Source organism: Streptomyces sp. NPDC026515 (assembly GCF_055567595.1).
On sequence record NZ_JBVHQD010000006.1, the window covers coordinates 466,150 to 484,840 of the forward strand.

Consider the following 18,691-nt stretch of genomic DNA (forward strand, 5'->3'; position numbering starts at 1 on the left):
CTGTTCCCGGTATGCAGGCCCGGCCACGCCGAGTGATGTGAACGACGAAATCTCCACCCCCGTCCGCAACATGAGCCTGCGGCTCTCGTCTGGCCGAGCTGGCGGCGAACGCGGCGACGCACGGACGGGTACCGGGACGCGACTTCGACCTCACGCTCTACGTCGTGGGGGACACCCTGCGCATCGAGGTCACGGACACACGGGGTGACCGCCCTCCGCACCCCCAGCCGTCCGCGCCGGACGCCGAGTCGGGCCGGGGCCTGGTCCTCGTGGAGGCACTCGCCGACAAGTGGGGCGTGACCCCCGGGCTGTCGCCCCGCAAGACGGTGTGGGCCGAGGTCGACGTGCGACCGGGGCCCGGGAACGCGGGCTTCGGCCCCGAGGGACGTCAGTGACCAAGGAACGAAACGAGGAGAAGGAACCCCACCAAGCCCCACCCCTCCCGCCCGTCGCGCAGCGTCACTCCCGCGAGTGAATATGCCCAACTCGACCGGCTTTGGGGAGGGTTGCCTGCCCTACGCTCAGCGAAACGACCGCAGAAAAATTTCGGCCCCCGCCGGGACGAGCAATCCCAGTGCGAGGGCCTGACCACCTAGGAAGCACCACCTTCCCGATGGATACGAAAAACCCTAGCGCGCCCTCGGGCGCCGAGTCCCGTGTTGCCGCCAAGAAGCACCCGAACCGGGGGTCCGGGGGACTTCTGCACGACAACTCCCGCCACACCTCCCACTTCGTGGTGATCGGCAACCACCTGGCCCAGCACTCCACCCTCTCGGCGCTCGCGATCGGGCTGGGCGTGCACATCCAGTCGCTTCCCAAGGGCGCCCAGGCCGACATCAAGAGCCTGGCGATCCGCTTCCCGGAGGGCAGGAACCGGATCGCCGCCGCGTTGAACGAGCTGGAGGCCGAGGGCTATCTGCGGCGCGAACGCGAGCGGATCGCCGACGGCCGGATCATCACCCGCACGGTCTCCTGCAACCAGCCCGCCCACCACGCCCGCCGACCCGAAACCGTGGCACGGCCCGGGACACCGCGGAAGCCCGCCCGCAAGAAGGCCCTGCCACCCGTACCGCGCCCGGCCTGCCCCTCCCCCGCGCTCGTCCAGAAGGCCGTCGACATCCTCTCCGACCTCCGCCGCCACGACTCCCGGCTGCCGCTGTCGGCCACCGATACCGAACACCTGGCACCCGGGGTCGCGGCCTGGCTGGAACGGGACGTCACCGCCACCGCCGTACGCCACGCCCTGACCGCCGACCTGCCGGCGGAACCCCTGATCCGGCCGGCCGCCTTCGTGGCCCACCGCCTGACGGACCGGCTTCCCGCGCCGCCTCCCTTCCGCGCGCCGGATCCCCCGCCGGCCACGCCCACCCGGATGCACAACTGCGCGGGCTGCGACAGAGGCTTCCGCTCCCCCGCGCCCGGACTCTGCCGCGACTGCCGAAGCGATCTCCCGGAGGGGACCTAGTCGGCGACTGGACCGTCGCGAGCGACGGCCTGCCCCGCTGTCCGCCGGATAAGTTGCCCGCATGATCCTCGCCCCGCTCCCCCTCACCCCCGACCACGACATCCCGGCCCCCCTTCTCACCGAGCTGACCGCGCTGTACGCCTCCGACCGGGAGTTCCAGGCGCTCAGCGGGGACTTTCCGGATCCGGACGACATCCGGCCGGAGCAGGTGGCCGGCGCGCTCGCCGACGAGTTGGCGAATCCGGACGTCGAGGTGTTGCTGGCGCGTGCCGAGGGGCGGCTGGTGGGGGTGGTGATCACGCAGGCCCGGCATCCCGATCCGGCCGATCCCGATCCGTGGATCGGGCTGCTGATGGTGGACGCGGCGGCGCGGGCACGCGGGTACGGGCGGCGGATCGCGGAGGGGGTCGAGGAGCGGTTCCGGGTGGCCGGGCGGGACGCCGTGCGGCTGGCCGTGCTGGAGAACAACCCGAAGGGGCTGGCCTTCTGGACGGCCCTCGGGTACGAGGTGATCGCGCATCGTCCGGACCGGCAGCTCGGGCGGCCGTGCGCCGTACTGCGCAAGACGCTGGGTGCGGCCTAGGGTCCGGCCGGCTTGCCGTCGCCGTACAGCCAGTCCTTCCAGACGGCGGAGAAGTCCTCGCCGGGGGCCTTCTTCTCCACGTACGCCGTGAACTGGGCCGTGTCCGCGTTGCCGTGGCGGTGGGTGGCGGCCCAGCCCTGGACGATGTCGTAGAACGTGTCGTCGCCGACGGTCTGGCGGATCTTCTGCAGGACCATCGCACCGCGGTCGTAGACCGGCCGCTCCGAGATGTACGCGGCGCTCGGGGGGTCGGCCGGCGGGAAGCCCCAGAGGGTGGAGTCGTCCGTGGGGGTGGCATAGACCTTGTCGAAGGTCTGCTGGGCGCTCGGGCCGCCGTGGTCCTCGTCCCAGAGCCACTCGGCGTAGGTCGCGAAACCCTCGTTGAGCCACATGTCCCGCCAGGTCCTCGGGGTGACGGAGTCGCCGTACCACTGGTGGGCGAGTTCGTGGACGAGGGTCGCGGTGTCCGGGGCGCCGGGGAAGACGGGCCGGTTCTGGGTCTCCAGGGCGTATCCGGCGTCCGCCGGGCGGTCCACGATCGCGCCGGTGGAGGAGAAGGGGTAGGGGCCGAAGTTGTACGCCTCCCACTCGATGATCTCGGGGATCCTCGCCAGGACCGCGCGGCTCGCCCTCGCCTGGGTGGGGTCGACGGCCGTGTACACCGGCAGGCCGTCGGGGAGGGTGGCGCGGGTGACCGTGTAGTGGCCGACGGCGACCGTGGCGACGTAGCTCGCCATCGGCTCGGCGGTGTGCCAGACGAAGGTCGTACGGCCGTTCCTCGTCGTCTCGCTCTTCAGTTCTCCGTCGGAGACGGCCTGGAGGCCCTCCGGGACGGTGACCGTGATGTCGTACGACGCCTTGTCGGAGGGGTGGTGGTCGCCGGGGAACCAGGCCATGGCGCCGACCGGCTCGCCGAGCCCGAGCGCGCCGTCCGCGGTGCGCAGCCAGCCCTCCTTCGAGCCGTCGGGGTCGGTGATCGTCTCCGGGCGGCCCGAGTAGCGCACGGTCGTGGCGAAGGTCTCGCCCTTGTCCAGGCCGTCGTGCGGGCGGACGGTCAGCTCCTGCCCGGCCCGGTTCCAGCGGGCCTCCTTGCCCTCGACGGTGACCCCGTCGACGTGGAGTCCCCGCAGGTCGAGGTCGAAGGCGGACAGGTCCCGGCCGGCCCGGGCGGTGATCACGGCGGTGCCGGTGAGGCGGCCGCTGTGGGGGTCGTAGGCGAGCGTGAGGCCGTAGTGGCCGACGTCGTAGCCGCCGTTGCCCGCCTTGGGGAAGTAGGGGTCGCCCACGCCCGCGCCGCCCGGGGCGCCGCGCACCCCGCCGTCGCACGCGGCCAGTGTGAGGCAGAGCAGTGCGGCGGGGAGAACGAGCACGGATCGGGGCACGCACGTGATCGTAGGACGACATGACACCATCGACGACGTGCTCGACATCGGCTATGCCCTCTCCAACCGGTTCCCGGACCCGCCCCAGACCGACTACCGGCGGGTGGACGTCCACGCGCTGCGTCACGACCTGTTCTGCGGCGACGTCTACCTCGCGGACACCAAGGCGGACCGGGAGCTGTCCACAGCCTGGGGATGGGTGCCGGTGCTCGACTTCGCGTGGGCGCTGTGCGACATCGTGGAGCGGATCGACCGCGACCCCGCCGGGTCCCGGGCCGCCCGGCCGCAGCACGCGGAACTCGACTTCACCGAGTCCACCGACCGCATGCTCTTCGAGCGCCGCTTCGGCTGGGTTGACGTCGAGGCGGACTGGATGCCGGCCGAGGAGGCCCCGCTCACCTTCTCCCACACCGAACTGCGCCGGGAGGCACGGGACTTCCTGCACGACCTGATCGCCGACCTGACCGACATGCACGAGGGCCTGGCCGACAACCCGGCGATCTGGACGCTCCAAGCCCGTTTCCCGAGGGTCTCGTAGGCTTCCGGGACGGTTGAACGACGTTTGGATGTACGGAAGTTGACCGCCCAGCCAGGCGGGAGTGACAAGTGAGACGGAAGGCGTTCCGCCTGGCCCGGCCGCCTTTACGTTGACTCCGTGCGGACGCAGCGACAGCCAGGCGACAGCGGAAAAGACGCCTCTGACGGGGTCTCCCGGGTACCGGTCACCGCCAAGCCCCTCGGCCCGACCGTGCCCGTCGGGCCGGCGGAAAACGCGATGCTCGCCCTCCAGGGCAAAGCGGGGAACGCGGCCACCACGGAGGCGCTGCGGAACGCCAGGGGGAAGGGCGTCGCCCGGCCCTCGGCGGTACGCGGCCGGCCGGTGGTGCCCGTGGCCCCCATCGAGGAGGAACGCACCGAGCCGGGACTCGTGCTCCCGTCGTACCTGATGGACTTCCAGGCGGCCGGCCTGTCCACGGCCTACGGGCTGACCGGGCACGAGTTCGTCCGAAACGCGGTGGCCGCCGTGGTCGGGCACGGCGACGGCGAGGTCGCCGGCATCGGCGCCGAACTCGCCGCACGCCCCGAGTCGTTCTACGGACAGGGCCGCGCCTTCACGGTCCAGGGCAAGGACGGCAAGGACTGGTACGACGTCACCGTCGGCATCACCCGCGCCCCCGACGACCGGCCGCCGGCCTTCCACCCGAAGGACCTGCTCGCCAAGACCCTGCCGGACCAGGACGGGACGCCGCTCGCCGCACTGGACGAGGCCGAGGGCAAGGACACCAAGGTCGACGTCCAGCACAACACCGCCGCCACCGTCGCGACCACCGCGAGCGGCGGGTCCGGCAGGGGCCTGGGCGGCATGGCCTTCGGGCTCGCGCCCGTCGTACCGGGGCTGTGGCTGGGCGGGGCCGGGCTGGCGAACGCACAGCCCTGGCAGTCCTCGCGGGAGTCCCGCAGCCAGCGCAACGTGGCCGAACCGCGCGTGCTGCGCAGCGAGAAGGGCTCGGTGGAGGCACCTCGCAAGGTGCGGTACGGCGTACGGGTGAAGCGGCAGGGCGGCCGGGCCGCGACGCAGCCCGCGCAGACCTTCCACGGCTCGGGCACCCTCACCCAGCGCGTGCCCACCGAGCACCTGGTCCCGGCGGGCACCGCGGCGCCCGCCGCTCCGGCGCCCCTCCAGGCGGCCACCGCCCGGCGCGTCACGCTCGCCGACTCGATGGCCCCGGTCGCGGTGACCGACGGTGCCGCCCCGCACCAGGGCGGCGGCGGGCTCTTCGACGCGGTCGCCGGCGTCCTGCATCCCTCCCTCACCGCGCCCGGCGCGCCCGGCCGTGCCCGGCTCCACGAGGCGACCTCGACGGCGGCCGTCCTGGAGGACCTGCCCCGGCTGCTGCGCGACGGCGTCACCGGCGAGGACCTGGCGTCCAAGGACGGCAGCAGCCTCGGCAGCTACCGCATGCGAGCCGACATCACCGGCATGTCGCCCGCCTGGGGTACCGGCGGGACGCAGCTGCGCACCCACCAGCAGACCCAGCACACGGTCACCGAGAGCGCCGGCAAGGGGCGTGCCGTCACCGGCGGTCTGGGGCCGGCCATCGGCGTCGGAGCGGCCGGCAACGCCGCCGTCGTGCGGGCCACGGCCATGCCGGTCGCGGCGGCCCGCAAGGCGCGGTTCACGGTGGCCGAGCAGACCGTGTCCAGCCGCCAGGGCGCCGAGGTGCGCGGCGACAAGGTGCTCTACCTGGCGAGCGTGCAGTTCACCGCGGAGGGCACCGGGCAGCGCTCCGCCGAGATGGTCCTGCGCCCCGGGACCCGCGTCGCCCGGCACTCGATGCAGGTGTGGATGAGTCTGCGGGCCGACGAGGCGCAGTCGCTCGGGCTGCCGCTGCCGCCCGGAGCCAAGGCCGAGGAGTTCATCGGGAAGCCCAGGCGGACCGACGAGAACGGCGCCGAGACCGACGTCGAGCGGCACCTCCCGTTCGGCGCCATGGGCTCCAGCGTCACCCTCAGCCAGCTCGACACCGGCCCCATGGTCCGGGCCGTGCAGGAGCTGTTCGCGACCGATCCCCGGCTGGCCGGCTACCTGCCCGCCTTCGGTACCGACGCGGTGGCCTCGACGCCCGGCAAGGAGGAGGCCGCGCTCCAGCGGCGCAACCACCGCGAGCTGATGGCCGCCCTCTCGGAGACCAACCTGCGGGTCAACAAGGACCAGCTGACCACGACCGGCATCCGGGTGCGGCTGCGCCGCAAGACCACCCTGCACGCCCACGACGTGCAGCTCCGCGTCCGGGGGCAGCTCCGCGAGACCGGCTACCTCGGCGACACCGACAACTGGCTGGTGCGCAGCCACTCCGGTGTCACCGGCAACGCGCAGAGCGGACGCAGCAGTTCACGTTCGATCGGCGGTCTCGTACTCGGGCAGGCCAGGATCGTCCCCGGCATCCTGACCGGCTCGGCCCGCTACGAGAGGCACCGCGCCGGCACCCGCCGCAACCAGGCCGGCCCCACCACCCGTACCGACATCCTCACCAACGGCTCCGAGAAGGCCAGCACCTTCGGGGCGGCCCTGCGTCTGGACGTCGACGTCACCATGACCTCCCGGCAGCGCAAGCTCGGCCGCGCCCTCACCCCCGGCTCCCCGGGCCGGGACGCGCCGCAGGCCACCCCGCTGGCGGGCCTGCACCTGGACGAGCAGGACGTACGGCTGGTCACCCCGACGGAGTTCACCCTCGACGAGGAGGGCCGGCAGCGGAAGGACACGGTGCGCGACCGGCGCCGGGCGCAGGCCCCGCGACCCGACCACGCCGTCACCGCCGAGGGCATCGGCGACCTGGCCACGCTCGTGCCCCGGCCGTCCGCCGGGCGGGCGCTGCGGGACTGGCAGCTGGTGGAGACGGTCGGCGACGGCCGGGCCGTCCGGGAACTCGCCTTCCAGCTGCTGTCACGGGCCGCCGCCCGCAACAAGGGCGTCCGGGAGGATCCCGCGCTCCAGACCGAGGGGCTGGCACCGCGGCTGGCGATCGAGGAGCGGTTCGGTCCGCAGGCCATCACGGCGTCCCTGCGGCAGGCCGTGTCCTCCGGGTGGGTGGTCAAGAACCTGCGCTTTCCGCGGCGGCTCGCCGCGCTGAACGGGGCGGTGGGCACCCGCCTCACGCTGGCCAACCCGAAGTTCCTGCACCGGGGCGCGGGTCCGGGCACCGAGACCTTCGTGCTCGGCGGCCACCAGGCGGCCGGCCAGGAGGGGCAGGGCACCGCCAGCACCTGGCAGGTCGGCGCCACCGGCTCGGAGAACGGCCCCGAGTGGCGGCTGGGCCAGGGGCTGTCCGGGAGCCGCACCACCAGCGCGGGCGACGCCCGGTCCGTGGCCCTGTCCGGCACGGTCGAGCGCAACGCGCACACCCCCAGGAAGGCGCCGCTCTACCTGGTCCAGTGCGACCTGCTCGTCACCATGGTCGCCGAGGTCGAGGTCACCGGCGGCGGCCCCTACGTGGCTACGGCCGCCCGCACGCTGCCGGCCGAGGCGGCGGTGTGGCTGACCGAGGCACAGCTGCCGGCCTCGATCCGCAGGCAGCTCAGGCTCGACCGTGAACCGGCACCGCTGACGGGGCCGCCGCCGTCCCGGCCGGGGCGGCGGGCCGCGGAGAGCTCCCGGGCGGGCGCCGAGCGCGAGGCACGCGAAGGCGACCGGGGAGAGACGGCGGGCGGGACGGGGTCCACCACGTCCGCGCGGCCGCGTGCCACCGGCCCGTCCTTCGACCGCTCGCTGCCCCTCGGCTTCGGCATGATCGAGAACCTGCCGAACTTCGTGCCGCTGCTGGCCCGGCTGCGTACCCGCCTCGCGGAGAGCGGGCAGCAGGGTCTCGCCGACGACCTGCTGCCCCGGCGCCAGCTGGCCGACCGCAACGACAACGTGCAGCGGCTGCTGCGCGTCCTGGACCGCGACGGCAGCGCCGGCCTGCTCTCCGGCGCCATGGACGGCGGGGTCACCGTCGAGCTGTTCGACGGCCGCAGAACCCCCTACTGGGCGGTGTTCAAGGTCAACCGCCTGGGCGACGGCAGCCACGACGGTGCGGCGGACGACGGCCGGGACCTGGAGTACGTCACCGCGGCCGTCGCCCAGCAGGCCACCTTCCACGACGAGGGGGTGTCGACCGGCGTGGAGGGGATCTTCGCCGGTTCCGGCAAACCGGACGGCGGCGTCGGGCAGCTGAAGAGCATGGGCGGCGCGGCGGGGCCGGGCGTCGGTTCGGGCGGCTCCCGGCGCTCCGGCACGGCGGGCCGTGGCCAGCTCGGCATGAAGACGGTCGCGGAGGCCAAGACCGCGAAGTCGTCGAAGATGCGGATACCGATCGAGGCGACCCTCGAACTGCACCGCGGCGACCGCCGGGTGGCGCTGGTCTCCCTGGGCCGCCAGGCGGTCACCCACCGCGTCCTGGACAAGGACCTGGCCGCCCTCGGCCGGCTGACCGCGCCGCGCCACCAGCCGGTGGCCCCCGCCCCCGGCCCGCGCGGCGAGGGCCCGGCCGCGCTCGGCGCCTGGCGCTCCGGCGGTGTGCGGCTGCCGATGGAGGCGCAGGTGAACGGCTTCCAGGGCGCCCCGCAGATCCGGGAGCTGGTCGGCTCCGCGGTCCGGGAGGCGGGCGGCGGCGACCGCTTCCGGTCCACGGGGCAGGCCGCCGCGTACACCCTGCACGAGGCCGTCTCCACCGAGTGGCTGATCGCGGCGCTGCCCCTGCTGACCTCCGCCGGGGCCGAGCTGCCGCCGGTGCACGCCACCGGAGCGGCGGGCCAGGACCTGCAGGCGTCCCTGCACGGGCGGCTGCGGGACGGGCGGGTGCTGGGCGTCGGCGACAAGATGACCTTCGAGACGGTGGGGCAGAGCCACCTGGACGCGCCCCGGCCCACCCAGACGGACGGTCTGAGCTCCGCCGACCACGGCAGGACGGCACGCGGCCTGGCGGGAGCGGGACTGCTGAACGCCGACGAGTTCCGCCTCAACCAGCTGATGGGCAACGCCGGTGGCAGCGGCGGGGCGGCGGACGCGGCGGTGAACGCGTCCGGTTCGACGCCGCTGCACAAGCCCAAGGCCGCGTCGGTCCTCGTGCAGTTCACGCTGGACGTGCGGGTGGTGGCGAAGGTGAACAACCGCGTGCTACCCGGCCGTACCGGCACCGCCGTGCGGGAACTGACCCTGCCCCGGCCGGTGGTGGTCCGCATGCCCGAAGGGGCGGTCCGCCGCCTGCTGGCCACCCAGCAGGACCGGCTCCAGGACCCGGACGACCACCTGGGCCTGCGGAAGACGGCCGCGGCCACGCCCCAGGACTGACCGGGGCGGCCGGTGCGCCCCGGCTCACCCCTCCACGCGGATCCCCAGCTGGACCGCCAGCACCGGGGCCAGGTCCAGCAGTTGGGACATGCTGATGACCGCCCCCGCCAGTCGCTCCACCCCCCTGCTGATCTCCAGGGAGACGGCGCCCCGCAGATCGACGTCCTTCATGGTCGCCCCGGTGAAGTCGGCCTCCTTCAGGGCGCAGTCGACGAACTCCACCCGCTCCAGGACGGCGTCGCCGAAGTCCGGCTCCACCAGCACGCACCCTTCGAAGACCACGTCCCTGAGCCTGGCCGTACGCAGGTTCAGGCAGTCGATCTTGCCGCCGCGGATCACCACCCGTTCCAGGACGGCACCGTGCAGCTGGGTGCCGCCCAGGCGGGCGTCGACCAGCTCGACGTCGCGGAGGGTCGCGTCGGCGAGGTCGGTGCCGACGCCTCTCGGCCCGGTGAGGACCGTGTCCAGCAGGCGGGCGTGGCGCAGCCCCGTCTCGTCGAAGGCACAGCCCGTCAGCGCGCAGTCCATGAACCGGGCCCCCGCGCCGTCCTGCCCGGCGAAGTCCGCCTCCCGGAAATCCAGCCCGTCGTAGTCCCCGTCCGGTTCCAGCTCGCCGCCGCCCCAGGGTTCCAGCTCGGGCAGCCTCACCTCCGGCCGCCGCGCGCCCTTCACCTTGCCCCCACCGGACCCGCCGGCCACTGTCCTCGCCATGCCCCCATCTTGCAGGCCGCCACTGACAACGGAGGGTTCCGGGACCGGCGGGGGCGGGGGCCGCAGATCGGCCGCTCCGGAATGTCACTCACCCGTACGACGCCGCGACCGTGCATGAATCGCCTCATGCGATTTTTCCGGGGCCTCGGCGGCAAGGCGTGGGAGTACGTCCGCAGCGCCCCCGGCACGTATGTCTGGCTGGCGGTTCTCTTCGTGACGTCCGTCGCGCTGCACCACATGTCACCGGAGTTCGAGCAGCAGTTCCTGCGGCAGCGGTCCACCAACATCCGTGAGCTGTCGGACAACCCGGTGCGGGTGCTGGTCGCCAGCGCGATGTGGATCGGGGGCGGCCACTGGGTGCCGTACGCCTTCCTCTACACCGTCTTCCACACACCCGCGGAACGCTGGCTCGGTACGGTCCGGTGGCTGCTGGTGTGCGTGGCCGCGCACGTGCTGGCCACCCTGATCAGCGAGGGTGCGCTGCTGAAGGGCATCCATGACGGCATCGCCCCGCACTCCGCGGTCAACACCCTGGATATCGGGGTGAGTTACGCGCTGGCCGGGGTGGTCGCGGTGCTCACGTACCGGATCGCGACGCCGTGGCGGTATGCGTATCTCGCGGTCGTCCTGCTCGTGTACGGGCTGCCGCTGGCCGAGTCGCCCACCTTCACCGACCTCGGGCACTTCGTCGCCGCGCTGATCGGTCTCGCCTGCTATCCGCTGGTCAGAGGCCGTGGAAAAGCATGGAATCCGAAGGAGACACTGGCCACCTTCAAGGGCTAACGTCCGGCCATGAGCAGCTCGGCAAGCAGTGTCGTCAACGGTGGCATCTCCTTCTGGTACGCGAACGACGGCCTCCCGGCGGTACGGGAGCCGCTCGACGGGGACGCGTCGGCGGACGTGGTGATCGTGGGCGGTGGCTGCACCGGCCTGTGGACCGCGTACTACCTGAAGAAGGCCGCCCCCTTCCTCCGCATCACCCTCCTGGAGCAGAAGTTCTGCGGCTACGGTGCCTCCGGCCGCAACGGCGGCTGGCTCTACAACGGCATCGCCGGCCGCGACCGGTACGCGGCGCTGCACGGCCGCGACGCCGCCGTACGGCTGCAGAAGGCCATGAACGAGACCGTCGACGAGGTCGTCGCGGTCGCCGAGGCCGAGGGCATCGACGCCGACCTGCACAAGGGGGGCGTACTGGAGGTGGCCACCACCCCGGCCCAGCTGGCCCGGCTCAGGGCCTTCCACGAGCACGAGCTGTCGTACGGCGAGCAGGACCGCGAACTGTACGGCGCCGGGGAGACCCGGGAGCGGATCCGCGTCGCCGACGCGGTGGGCGGCACCTGGACCCCGCACGGCGCCCGGCTGCACCCGGTGAAGCTGGTGAAGGGGCTGGCGGCGGCCGTGGAGGCGCTCGGGGTGCGGATCCACGAGTCCACCCCGGTGACCGAGATCCGCCCGAAGCACGCCGTCACGCCCTACGGCACCGTCCGCGCCCCGTACATCCTGCGCTGCACCGAGGGCTTCACCGCGAACCTCAAGGGGCAGAAGCGGACCTGGCTGCCGATGAACTCCTCGATGATCGCCACCGAGCCGCTGACCGACGAGCAGTGGGAGTCGGTGGGCTGGGCGGGCCTCGAGACCCTCGGCGACATGGCGCACGCCTACATGTACGCCCAGCGCACCGCCGACGGCCGGATCGCACTCGGCGGGCGCGGGGTGCCGTACCGGTTCGGTTCGCGGACGGACAACGACGGCCGGACGCAGGAGGCGACGATCGAGGCCCTCCGCGAGATCCTGGTGCGGTTCTTCCCGTCTCTGGCGGGACTGGCGGTGGAGCACGCCTGGTCGGGGGTGCTCGGAGTCCCGCGCGACTGGTGCGCGACCGTCACCCTCGACCGCTCCACGGGGCTCGGCTGGGCCGGCGGATACGTCGGCTCCGGAGTCGCCACCACCAACCTCGCGGGCCGGACCCTGCGCGACCTCGTCCAGCTCGACTCCGGACAGGCCGGCCGCACCGACCTGACCGAGCTGCCGTGGGTGAACCACAAGGTCCGCAAGTGGGAGCCGGAGCCCTTCCGGTGGCTGGGCGTCCAGGGCATGTACGCCACCTACCGCGCCGCCGACCAGCGCGAACGCCTCCGCCCGAGCACCGACTCGTCCCGCCTGGCAAAGCTCGCGGACCGGGTGGCGGGACGCCACTGACGCACCGCACGGCACAGCGGTACCCGGGCGCCGCCCAAAACCCGCTGAACCTGTGTCACGCCTGTGTGCGACCATCGCCCCAACATCCGTATTTCCAGGGGGGAATCGATGGCGCACCCCGTGCCCGGCACCGGCTTCGGCCCGACGGCGAGACCCGGGCGGCTCACCGCCGTGACCGTCCTCGTCGTGTCCCTGCTCGCCTCGCTGCTCACTCTCGTCGGCGCCGGATCCGCCCGCGCCGACGACCCGGTGTGCGCGCCACTGGCCCTCGCGTCCTTCGGTGACCCCGGGGACGCGGAGGCCGAGGTGTCGGTGCCGGCGGACGGCAGTACCTGCTTCACCCTCACCGCCGAGGCACCCGGCCTGCACCTGGTCTCCCTCGGCACCGGCAGCAGTGACCTCTACCCGCAGCTGTACACCACCGATGGCACCCGGCTCGAGTGCTACGACAACGAGTACGGCGTCAAGGGCTGGTGCGACCTGCCGGCGGCCGGCGCCTACACCCTCAAGGTCGTCAACACCGGCTGGGACCTCGCCGCCTCGACGCTCACCGTCGTCCCGCTCGGCTCGGCCACGCCGGGCTGCTTCGACCCGGCCGGCACCGGCTGGGACCAGCCGCTCGCCACCCGGACCAGCGTCAGCCCGGCCGAGGTCGACTGCCAGCCCTTCACCGGACAGCCCGGCGAGCGCATCCGCCTCACCGCCGCCACCTCGGTCTACGGCAGCACCACCGCATGGCTCACCGACACGACCGGAGCCCGCGTCTGCCCGCACTTCCCGGAGGACGGCGAGGACGGCTGCGTGCTGACCGGCAGCGGTCCCTACCGGGTGATCTCCCAGGTCACCTACTCGGAGAACGGCTTCCCGGCCGGGTACACGGTCGCCGCCCGTCGCCTCAACGACCCGCAGGGCTGTACCAGCGCCCCGGTCCGCCCCTACGGCGCCCTGGACCCGCAGAACCTCACCGTCGGCGGCTGCTACACCTTCACCACCGACAAGGCCGGCCCCTACACCGTCCACTACGTCAACGAGGACCGCGGCACCGGCCCGGTCCAGGTCTACGGCACGGACGGCAAGTCCGTGTGCCGCTCCGGCACCGACCCGTGCCGGGTGCCCGCGGCCGGCACCTACACCGCGATCCCCGAGGGCACCGCCCGCCAGGGCGTGATCGTCCTCGACCGCGCCTCCGACACCGGGTGCGTGCCCACCGGGTACGGCCTGCACCAGGGCGAACTGCGGACGCCCGGCCAGTACGACTGCCTGACCCTGCCGGCCCCGCAGAACGCCCGGATCGCCGTGCTCACCCCGCTCGTCTCCGCCGGCGTCCACGCCGACGTGGAGGTCGTCGACGCCGACGGCACCGCCCAGTGCGACGCCCAGGCTCTCTCGGACGGCGACTGCGCGCTCACCGGCACCGCGCCCTACCGCGTGCTGCTGCACAGCGAGTACCAGGCCGAGGGCGCGACCGGCTCCTACGCCCTCGCCCTGCACCGCACCGACGCTCCCGAGGGCTGCCCCGTACTGCCCGCCGGCAGCTTCGCGGCCGACGGCGCGAAGGCCACGTTCGCCACCGGCGACGGGGTCTTCTCGCGGTGCCTCGGCATCCCGGCGGGTGCCCACACGGGCGCCGAGCTGTTCCAGCTGACCACGACATCCGGGGACGTACCCGCGAAGTTCTCGGTGCTGGACTCCACCGGAAAGAAGGTCTGTGAGCACTACGCCACCACCGACGGCTGGTCCGTCTGCTCGCTCACCCCGGGCAAGGCCCACACCGTGCTGGTCACCGGTCAGGACAGGGCGGCCGCGTACACGCTGACCCGCCGGGACGTCACCGCCTCCGCCACCTCCGCGGGCTGCGCGAAGACCGCGGCGGCGAAGGTCGGCGGTCCCTCGGTGAAGCGCGGTTACGGCGCCGCCGGCACCGTCGACTGCGTCCAGGTCACCACCCCCGCCGCCACCGACGTCGTCCACGTCAACGTGCGGGACGCACTGGGTACGGCGAGCCTCGCGGTGCTCGGCGGCGACGGCAGGACCGAGTGCTCCTTCCGCAACAGTGCCTGCGCGGTCACCGGCTCCACCACCCACCAGGTCCTCGTCCAGACCCCGGCAGGCCAGCAGGCCTCCCCGGTGTACCACCTGGACGCCCTGCGCATCGCGACCGCCGGGGGCCCCGCGCCCGAGTGCACCCGGGTCCCGTCGGTCTCCTACGGGTACGGCCCGGTCACCGGCACCCTCGACGAGGCGCACAGTGCCGTCTGCGCGGTCCTGCCGACCGCCGGTCTCGACAGATTCTCCGCCGAGATCAAGGACACCGCCGGCGCGACCGCCACAGCCGTACCGGCGCTGTACAACCCGGCGTCCTGGCGCAACGGCTGCGTCCACTACATCGGCACGGACGGCGACGGCTACGACTGCGCCACGCTCGGCTCGTCCGCGGCGGCCACCCCGACCGTGTTCCTGCTCAGCCTGCCCGAGGCCGCGTCCAGCACCGCCTACAGCGCCCGGCTGGCCTGCTCCGCCCCCCTCTGCGGCACCGACAAGGTGAGCGTCACGGGGATCAGCCCGGCCACCGGAGTGAGCGGCACGAAGGTGAAGGTGACGGTCACCGGCACCGCGCTCGGCCCGAACACCGGGATACGGCTGAGCCTGTCCGGCCGGACGATCTCCGCGAAGGCCGACTCGGTCGCCGCGGACAACCGCTCGATGACGGCCACCCTGGACCTGACCGGCGCGGCCGTCGGGGACTGGAACGTCAGCGTGTTGTCGTTCTGCTGCGAGTACCCGAGCGGCGGCTTCACGGTGACCGAGCCCCGGCTGGCCGGCACGGCCGCCCCGAAGATCACCGGCACCGCCAGGGTCGGCGCCAAGGTCACCGCCACGACCGGCAGCTGGTCGGCGGCCCCGGCCTCCTACACCTATCAGTGGAAGGCCGACGGCAAGGCGATCTCCGGGGCGACCGCCGCGTCGTACACCGTCCCGGCGGCCCTGCTCGGCAAGAAGCTCACGGTGACCGTGACGGCCGGGAGGAGCGGCTGGCTGAGCGGGTCCGCGACCTCGGCCGCGGTGACGGTCGCGAAGGGGGACGCGCCGAAGGCGACCAGGGCGCCGACGATCAGCGGCACGGCGAAGGCCGGCAGGAAGCTGACGGCGGCGCACGGCACCTGGAGCCCGGCGGCGACCTCGTACGCGTACCAGTGGTACGCGAACGGCAAGGCGATCGGCGGCGCCACCAAGTCCACGCTGACCCTGAAGGCGGCCCAGAAGGGCAAGAAGATCACCGTGCGGGTCACGGCCCACCGCACGGGCCACAGCGACGGCACGGCGACCAGCAAGGCGACGAAGACGGTCACCGGCTGACTCCGCCCCCGACACCCGGCGGCCCCCGCGATCACGGATCGCGGGGGCCGCCGACCGGGACAGAGCCCCCTGTCGGATTCGAACCGACGACCTACGCATTACAAGTGCGTTGCTCTGGCCAGCTGAGCTAAGGAGGCCTGCGCGTGGGCGTGCCGCTCGCGTGCCAGAGCAGTGTACCCAGCTCCCCGGCGGTGCCCGTCGAAAATTACCGCGAAGTTCACACGCCTCCAGGTACTGACATACAGGGTGAACGCCAGGTACTGTCCTGACCCAGTTCACTCTCGTGGACTACACCAACCACCTTCCTACAACGGATCGTCCGGCACGTTCCTGCCGGTAGAAGGGGGCCTCTGAGCCATGGCCACTGTTACGTTCGACAAGGCGACCCGGATCTACCCGGGCTCCACCAAGCCCGCCGTAGACGGACTCGAGATCGCGATCGAGGACGGAGAGTTCCTCGTCCTGGTCGGTCCCTCCGGTTGCGGCAAGTCCACCTCGCTCCGGATGCTCGCGGGGCTCGAGGACGTCAACGCCGGCGCCATCCGCATCGGTGACCGCGACGTCACGCACCTGCCGCCCAAGGACCGGGACATCGCCATGGTGTTCCAGAACTACGCCCTCTACCCGCACATGACGGTCGCCGACAACATGGGCTTCGCGCTCAAGATCGCCGGCGTCAACAAGGCGGAGATCCGGCAGAAGGTCGAGGAGGCCGCGAAGATCCTCGACCTCACCGAGTACCTGGACCGCAAGCCGAAGGCGCTCTCCGGCGGTCAGCGTCAGCGTGTCGCGATGGGCCGCGCCATCGTGCGTGAGCCGCAGGTCTTCCTCATGGACGAGCCGCTGTCCAACCTGGACGCCAAGCTCCGTGTCTCGACCCGTACGCAGATCGCGTCCCTCCAGCGCCGTCTGGGCATCACCACCGTCTACGTCACCCACGACCAGGTCGAGGCCATGACGATGGGCGACCGCGTCGCGGTCCTCAAGGACGGTCTGCTCCAGCAGGTCGACTCGCCGCGCAACATGTACGACCGCCCGGCCAACCTCTTCGTGGCCGGCTTCATCGGCTCCCCCGCCATGAACCTGGTCGAGGTCCCGATCACCGACGGCGGTGTGAAGTTCGGCAACAGCGTGGTCCCGGTCAACCGTGAGGCGCTCCAGGCCGCCGCCGACAAGGGCGACCGCACCGTGACCGTCGGTGTCCGTCCCGAGCACTTCGACATCGTCGAGCACAACGGCGAGGCCGCGGCCTCCCTCACCAAGGACACCGAGGACGCCCCGGCGGGTCTCGCGGTCTCCGTGAACGTCGTCGAGGAGCTCGGCGCCGACGGCTACGTCTACGGCAGCGCCAAGGTCGGCGACGACCTCAAGGACCTGGTCGTCCGCGTCAGCGGCCGCGCGGTCCCGGACAAGGGCGCCACGCTGCACGTCGTGCCGCGGCCGGGCGAGACCCACGTGTTCTCGACCTCCACGGGCGAGCGTCTCTCCGACTGAGCGATCAAAGAGAGAAACCTCTGACCAGGGTGAACTTGCCCAGGTTGACGGAAAGGGCCCCGCGGCCTGCTGCGGGGCCCTTTCCGTTGCCCCGAACTACCCCGGCAAGCGGGTTGTTTTCGAGCAGCGTGCGTCAACCCCCTACCCAGAACGAGGCTCTTCTCCATCCCCCGAACCGGTGACTAAATGTCGCCAAATCATTACCGCACGCTACCCTCACACGCGTGAAGCACTCCACCACCCCTCAGACGCGACGCGGCCACCGGGGCGGCCCTGCCCGCCGGATCGGCCGCACTCTCGCCCTCGTCCTGCCCGTCGTCCTGGTGCTCTCCGGGACCCTCGCCGTCACCCGCGTCAACTGGACGGGAAGCCCGCGGAACTCGGTGCTCACCGCGACCGACGTGACCGACGCCGACGTCTCCTCCAAGGCCGTCTCGCGGGCCCCCCAGGACGTTCTGCGCGACCAGTTGATGACCGAGCTCCAGGACAAGAACCCGAGCCAGGTCCTCACCCACCTCCAGCAGGCGGTCAACGGCCACCCGTCGCTGGCCGAGCACTGCTCGTCCATCGCCCGGGCGCTGGGCCGGGCCGCGGTACGCATCTACGGCGCCTCGCGCGCCCAGTCGTACGCCCGCCCGGTGTGCGACACGTCCTTCGCGTCCGGCGTGCTGGCAGCGCACAGCTGAACAGCGGCCGGTCGGCAGGTAACGGGTTCCCGCTGCCGCCGTACCGCGGGAAACCCGTCCGGGGGCGCGTCGTACAGTTCGGGGCATGACCCATCCGAACGCCGCGTCGCGCCCCACTCAAGCCGTGGTCCTGGCCGGTGGCCAGGGCTCACGGCTTCGTCCGTACACCGACGACCGGCCCAAGCCGATGGTCGAGATCCCCGGTACGGGCACCCCGATCATCGGCCATCAGTTGACCTGGCTCGCCGAAGAGGGCGTCACGGACGTGGTGGTCTCCTGCGGCCACCTCGCGGACGTCCTGCGCACCTGGCTCGACTCGGCCGACCTGCCGCTCTCCGTCACCACGGTGGTGGAGAGCGAGCCGCTGGGCCGTGGCGGCGGCCTCAGGTACGCCGCCAAGCACCTTCCGCACACCGACCGGCCCTGGTACGCCACGAACGGCGACATCTGGACGCGGTTCTCGCTGCGCGACATGGCCGACTTCCACACGGAGCGGGACGCGGTGGCGACGCTCGCGCTCGCCCGGCCGCGGATCCCCTGGGGCGCGGTGCAGACGGACGGCTTCGGGCACATCACGGACTTCATCGAGGCGCCGCCGTCGACGTTCGAGATCAACGCGGGCGTGTACGTCTTCTCGCCCGAGTTCGCCGAGATGCTTCCCGAGCGGGGAGACCATGAGCGGACGACGTTCCCGCACCTCGCCCGGAGCAACCGGCTGGCCGGGTTCCCGATTCCGCAGGGGGCCTACTGGCGGGCGATCGACACGGCGAAGGACCTGACGGAGGCGGCGAAGGAGCTGGCCGCGCTGGGGCGGTAACCCCGGCTCCTCCGGTACCGCGCGCCCCGCGCTCCCACGGGCCACGGCGAGGCGAGGGCCCCGCACCTTTCACGGATGCTGTTGGTTAATCCGGGGCCTGGCGTGACGTCGGCCTTCAAGACCTGGTTGTGGTCTTGAAGGCCGACGTTGTCGTATGGGGTGGGTGC

At 72.6% G+C, this 18,691-nt stretch carries 12 protein-coding genes, 1 tRNA gene and 1 pseudogene; 11 read left to right on the forward strand and 3 right to left on the reverse strand.

Annotation, left to right across the window (positions count from 1 at the left end):
* Positions 1–89: 89 nt before the first annotated feature.
* The 3 genes and pseudogenes from ACZ4O3_RS15265 to ACZ4O3_RS15275 all read left to right on the forward strand — a co-directional run.
* Positions 90–395, forward strand: a pseudogene (locus tag ACZ4O3_RS15265) (ATP-binding protein); the annotation flags it as partial.
* Positions 396–613: 218 nt separating this feature from the next.
* Positions 614–1,465 (forward strand): helix-turn-helix domain-containing protein, encoded by an 852-nt coding sequence (locus ACZ4O3_RS15270; protein ID WP_467722417.1) that lies wholly within the window; start codon positions 614–616, stop codon positions 1,463–1,465.
* A gap of 61 nt (positions 1,466–1,526) precedes the next feature.
* The gene (locus ACZ4O3_RS15275; RefSeq protein ID WP_467722419.1) at positions 1,527–2,048 is read left to right on the forward strand and encodes a GNAT family N-acetyltransferase; all 522 of its coding nucleotides are present in this window, start codon (positions 1,527–1,529) and stop codon (positions 2,046–2,048) included.
* On the opposite strand, the gene ACZ4O3_RS15280 is transcribed toward ACZ4O3_RS15275, so the two are convergent.
* Positions 2,045–3,460, reverse strand: a complete 1,416-nt coding sequence (locus tag ACZ4O3_RS15280; protein ID WP_467722456.1) for a M1 family metallopeptidase — start codon at positions 3,458–3,460, stop codon at positions 2,045–2,047. The two genes, ACZ4O3_RS15275 and ACZ4O3_RS15280, sit on opposite strands and share 4 nt — an antisense overlap.
* 7 nt (positions 3,461–3,467) lie before the next feature.
* Here ACZ4O3_RS15280 and ACZ4O3_RS15285 point away from each other — a divergent pair, with 7 nt between their 5' ends.
* Positions 3,468–3,968 (forward strand): hypothetical protein, encoded by a 501-nt coding sequence (locus tag ACZ4O3_RS15285; protein ID WP_362715793.1) that lies wholly within the window; start codon positions 3,468–3,470, stop codon positions 3,966–3,968.
* 117 nt (positions 3,969–4,085) lie between these two features.
* Positions 4,086–9,260, forward strand: coding sequence for a hypothetical protein (locus tag ACZ4O3_RS15290; RefSeq protein ID WP_467722421.1), 5,175 nt, complete (start codon positions 4,086–4,088; stop codon positions 9,258–9,260).
* 24 nt (positions 9,261–9,284) lie between these two features.
* On the opposite strand, the gene ACZ4O3_RS15295 is transcribed toward ACZ4O3_RS15290, so the two are convergent.
* On the reverse strand, positions 9,285–9,971 hold the full coding sequence (locus ACZ4O3_RS15295; RefSeq protein ID WP_467722423.1) for a pentapeptide repeat-containing protein: 687 nt from the start codon (positions 9,969–9,971) through the stop codon (positions 9,285–9,287).
* Between the two features lie 126 nt (positions 9,972–10,097).
* Here ACZ4O3_RS15295 and ACZ4O3_RS15300 point away from each other — a divergent pair, with 126 nt between their 5' ends.
* The 3 genes from ACZ4O3_RS15300 to ACZ4O3_RS15310 all read left to right on the forward strand — a co-directional run bounded on the left by ACZ4O3_RS15300 (position 10,098) and on the right by ACZ4O3_RS15310 (position 15,527).
* A complete protein-coding gene (locus ACZ4O3_RS15300; RefSeq protein ID WP_362724586.1) occupies positions 10,098–10,754 on the forward strand; it encodes a rhomboid-like protein in 657 nt (218 codons plus the stop codon).
* Between the two features lie 9 nt (positions 10,755–10,763).
* A complete protein-coding gene (locus tag ACZ4O3_RS15305; RefSeq protein ID WP_362724583.1) occupies positions 10,764–12,170 on the forward strand; it encodes an NAD(P)/FAD-dependent oxidoreductase in 1,407 nt (468 codons plus the stop codon).
* A 108-nt stretch (positions 12,171–12,278) separates the two neighbouring features.
* Positions 12,279–15,527 (forward strand): Tat pathway signal protein, encoded by a 3,249-nt coding sequence (locus tag ACZ4O3_RS15310; protein ID WP_467722425.1) that lies wholly within the window; start codon positions 12,279–12,281, stop codon positions 15,525–15,527.
* Positions 15,528–15,590: 63 nt separating this feature from the next.
* Here the strand turns inward: ACZ4O3_RS15310 and ACZ4O3_RS15315 are convergent.
* Positions 15,591–15,664: transfer RNA gene (locus ACZ4O3_RS15315), tRNA-Thr, on the reverse strand.
* A 220-nt stretch (positions 15,665–15,884) separates the two neighbouring features.
* Between ACZ4O3_RS15315 and ACZ4O3_RS15320 the strand changes: the two genes are divergently transcribed.
* The 3 genes from ACZ4O3_RS15320 to ACZ4O3_RS15330 all read left to right on the forward strand — a co-directional run bounded on the left by ACZ4O3_RS15320 (position 15,885) and on the right by ACZ4O3_RS15330 (position 18,524).
* A complete protein-coding gene (locus tag ACZ4O3_RS15320) occupies positions 15,885–17,021 on the forward strand; it encodes an ABC transporter ATP-binding protein (protein WP_362714263.1) in 1,137 nt (378 codons plus the stop codon).
* Positions 17,022–17,245: 224 nt separating this feature from the next.
* On the forward strand, positions 17,246–17,707 hold the full coding sequence (locus ACZ4O3_RS15325) for a hypothetical protein (protein ID WP_362714265.1): 462 nt from the start codon (positions 17,246–17,248) through the stop codon (positions 17,705–17,707).
* An 85-nt stretch (positions 17,708–17,792) separates the two neighbouring features.
* Positions 17,793–18,524, forward strand: coding sequence for a nucleotidyltransferase family protein (locus ACZ4O3_RS15330; RefSeq protein WP_362714267.1), 732 nt, complete (start codon positions 17,793–17,795; stop codon positions 18,522–18,524).
* Positions 18,525–18,691: the final 167 nt, after the last annotated feature.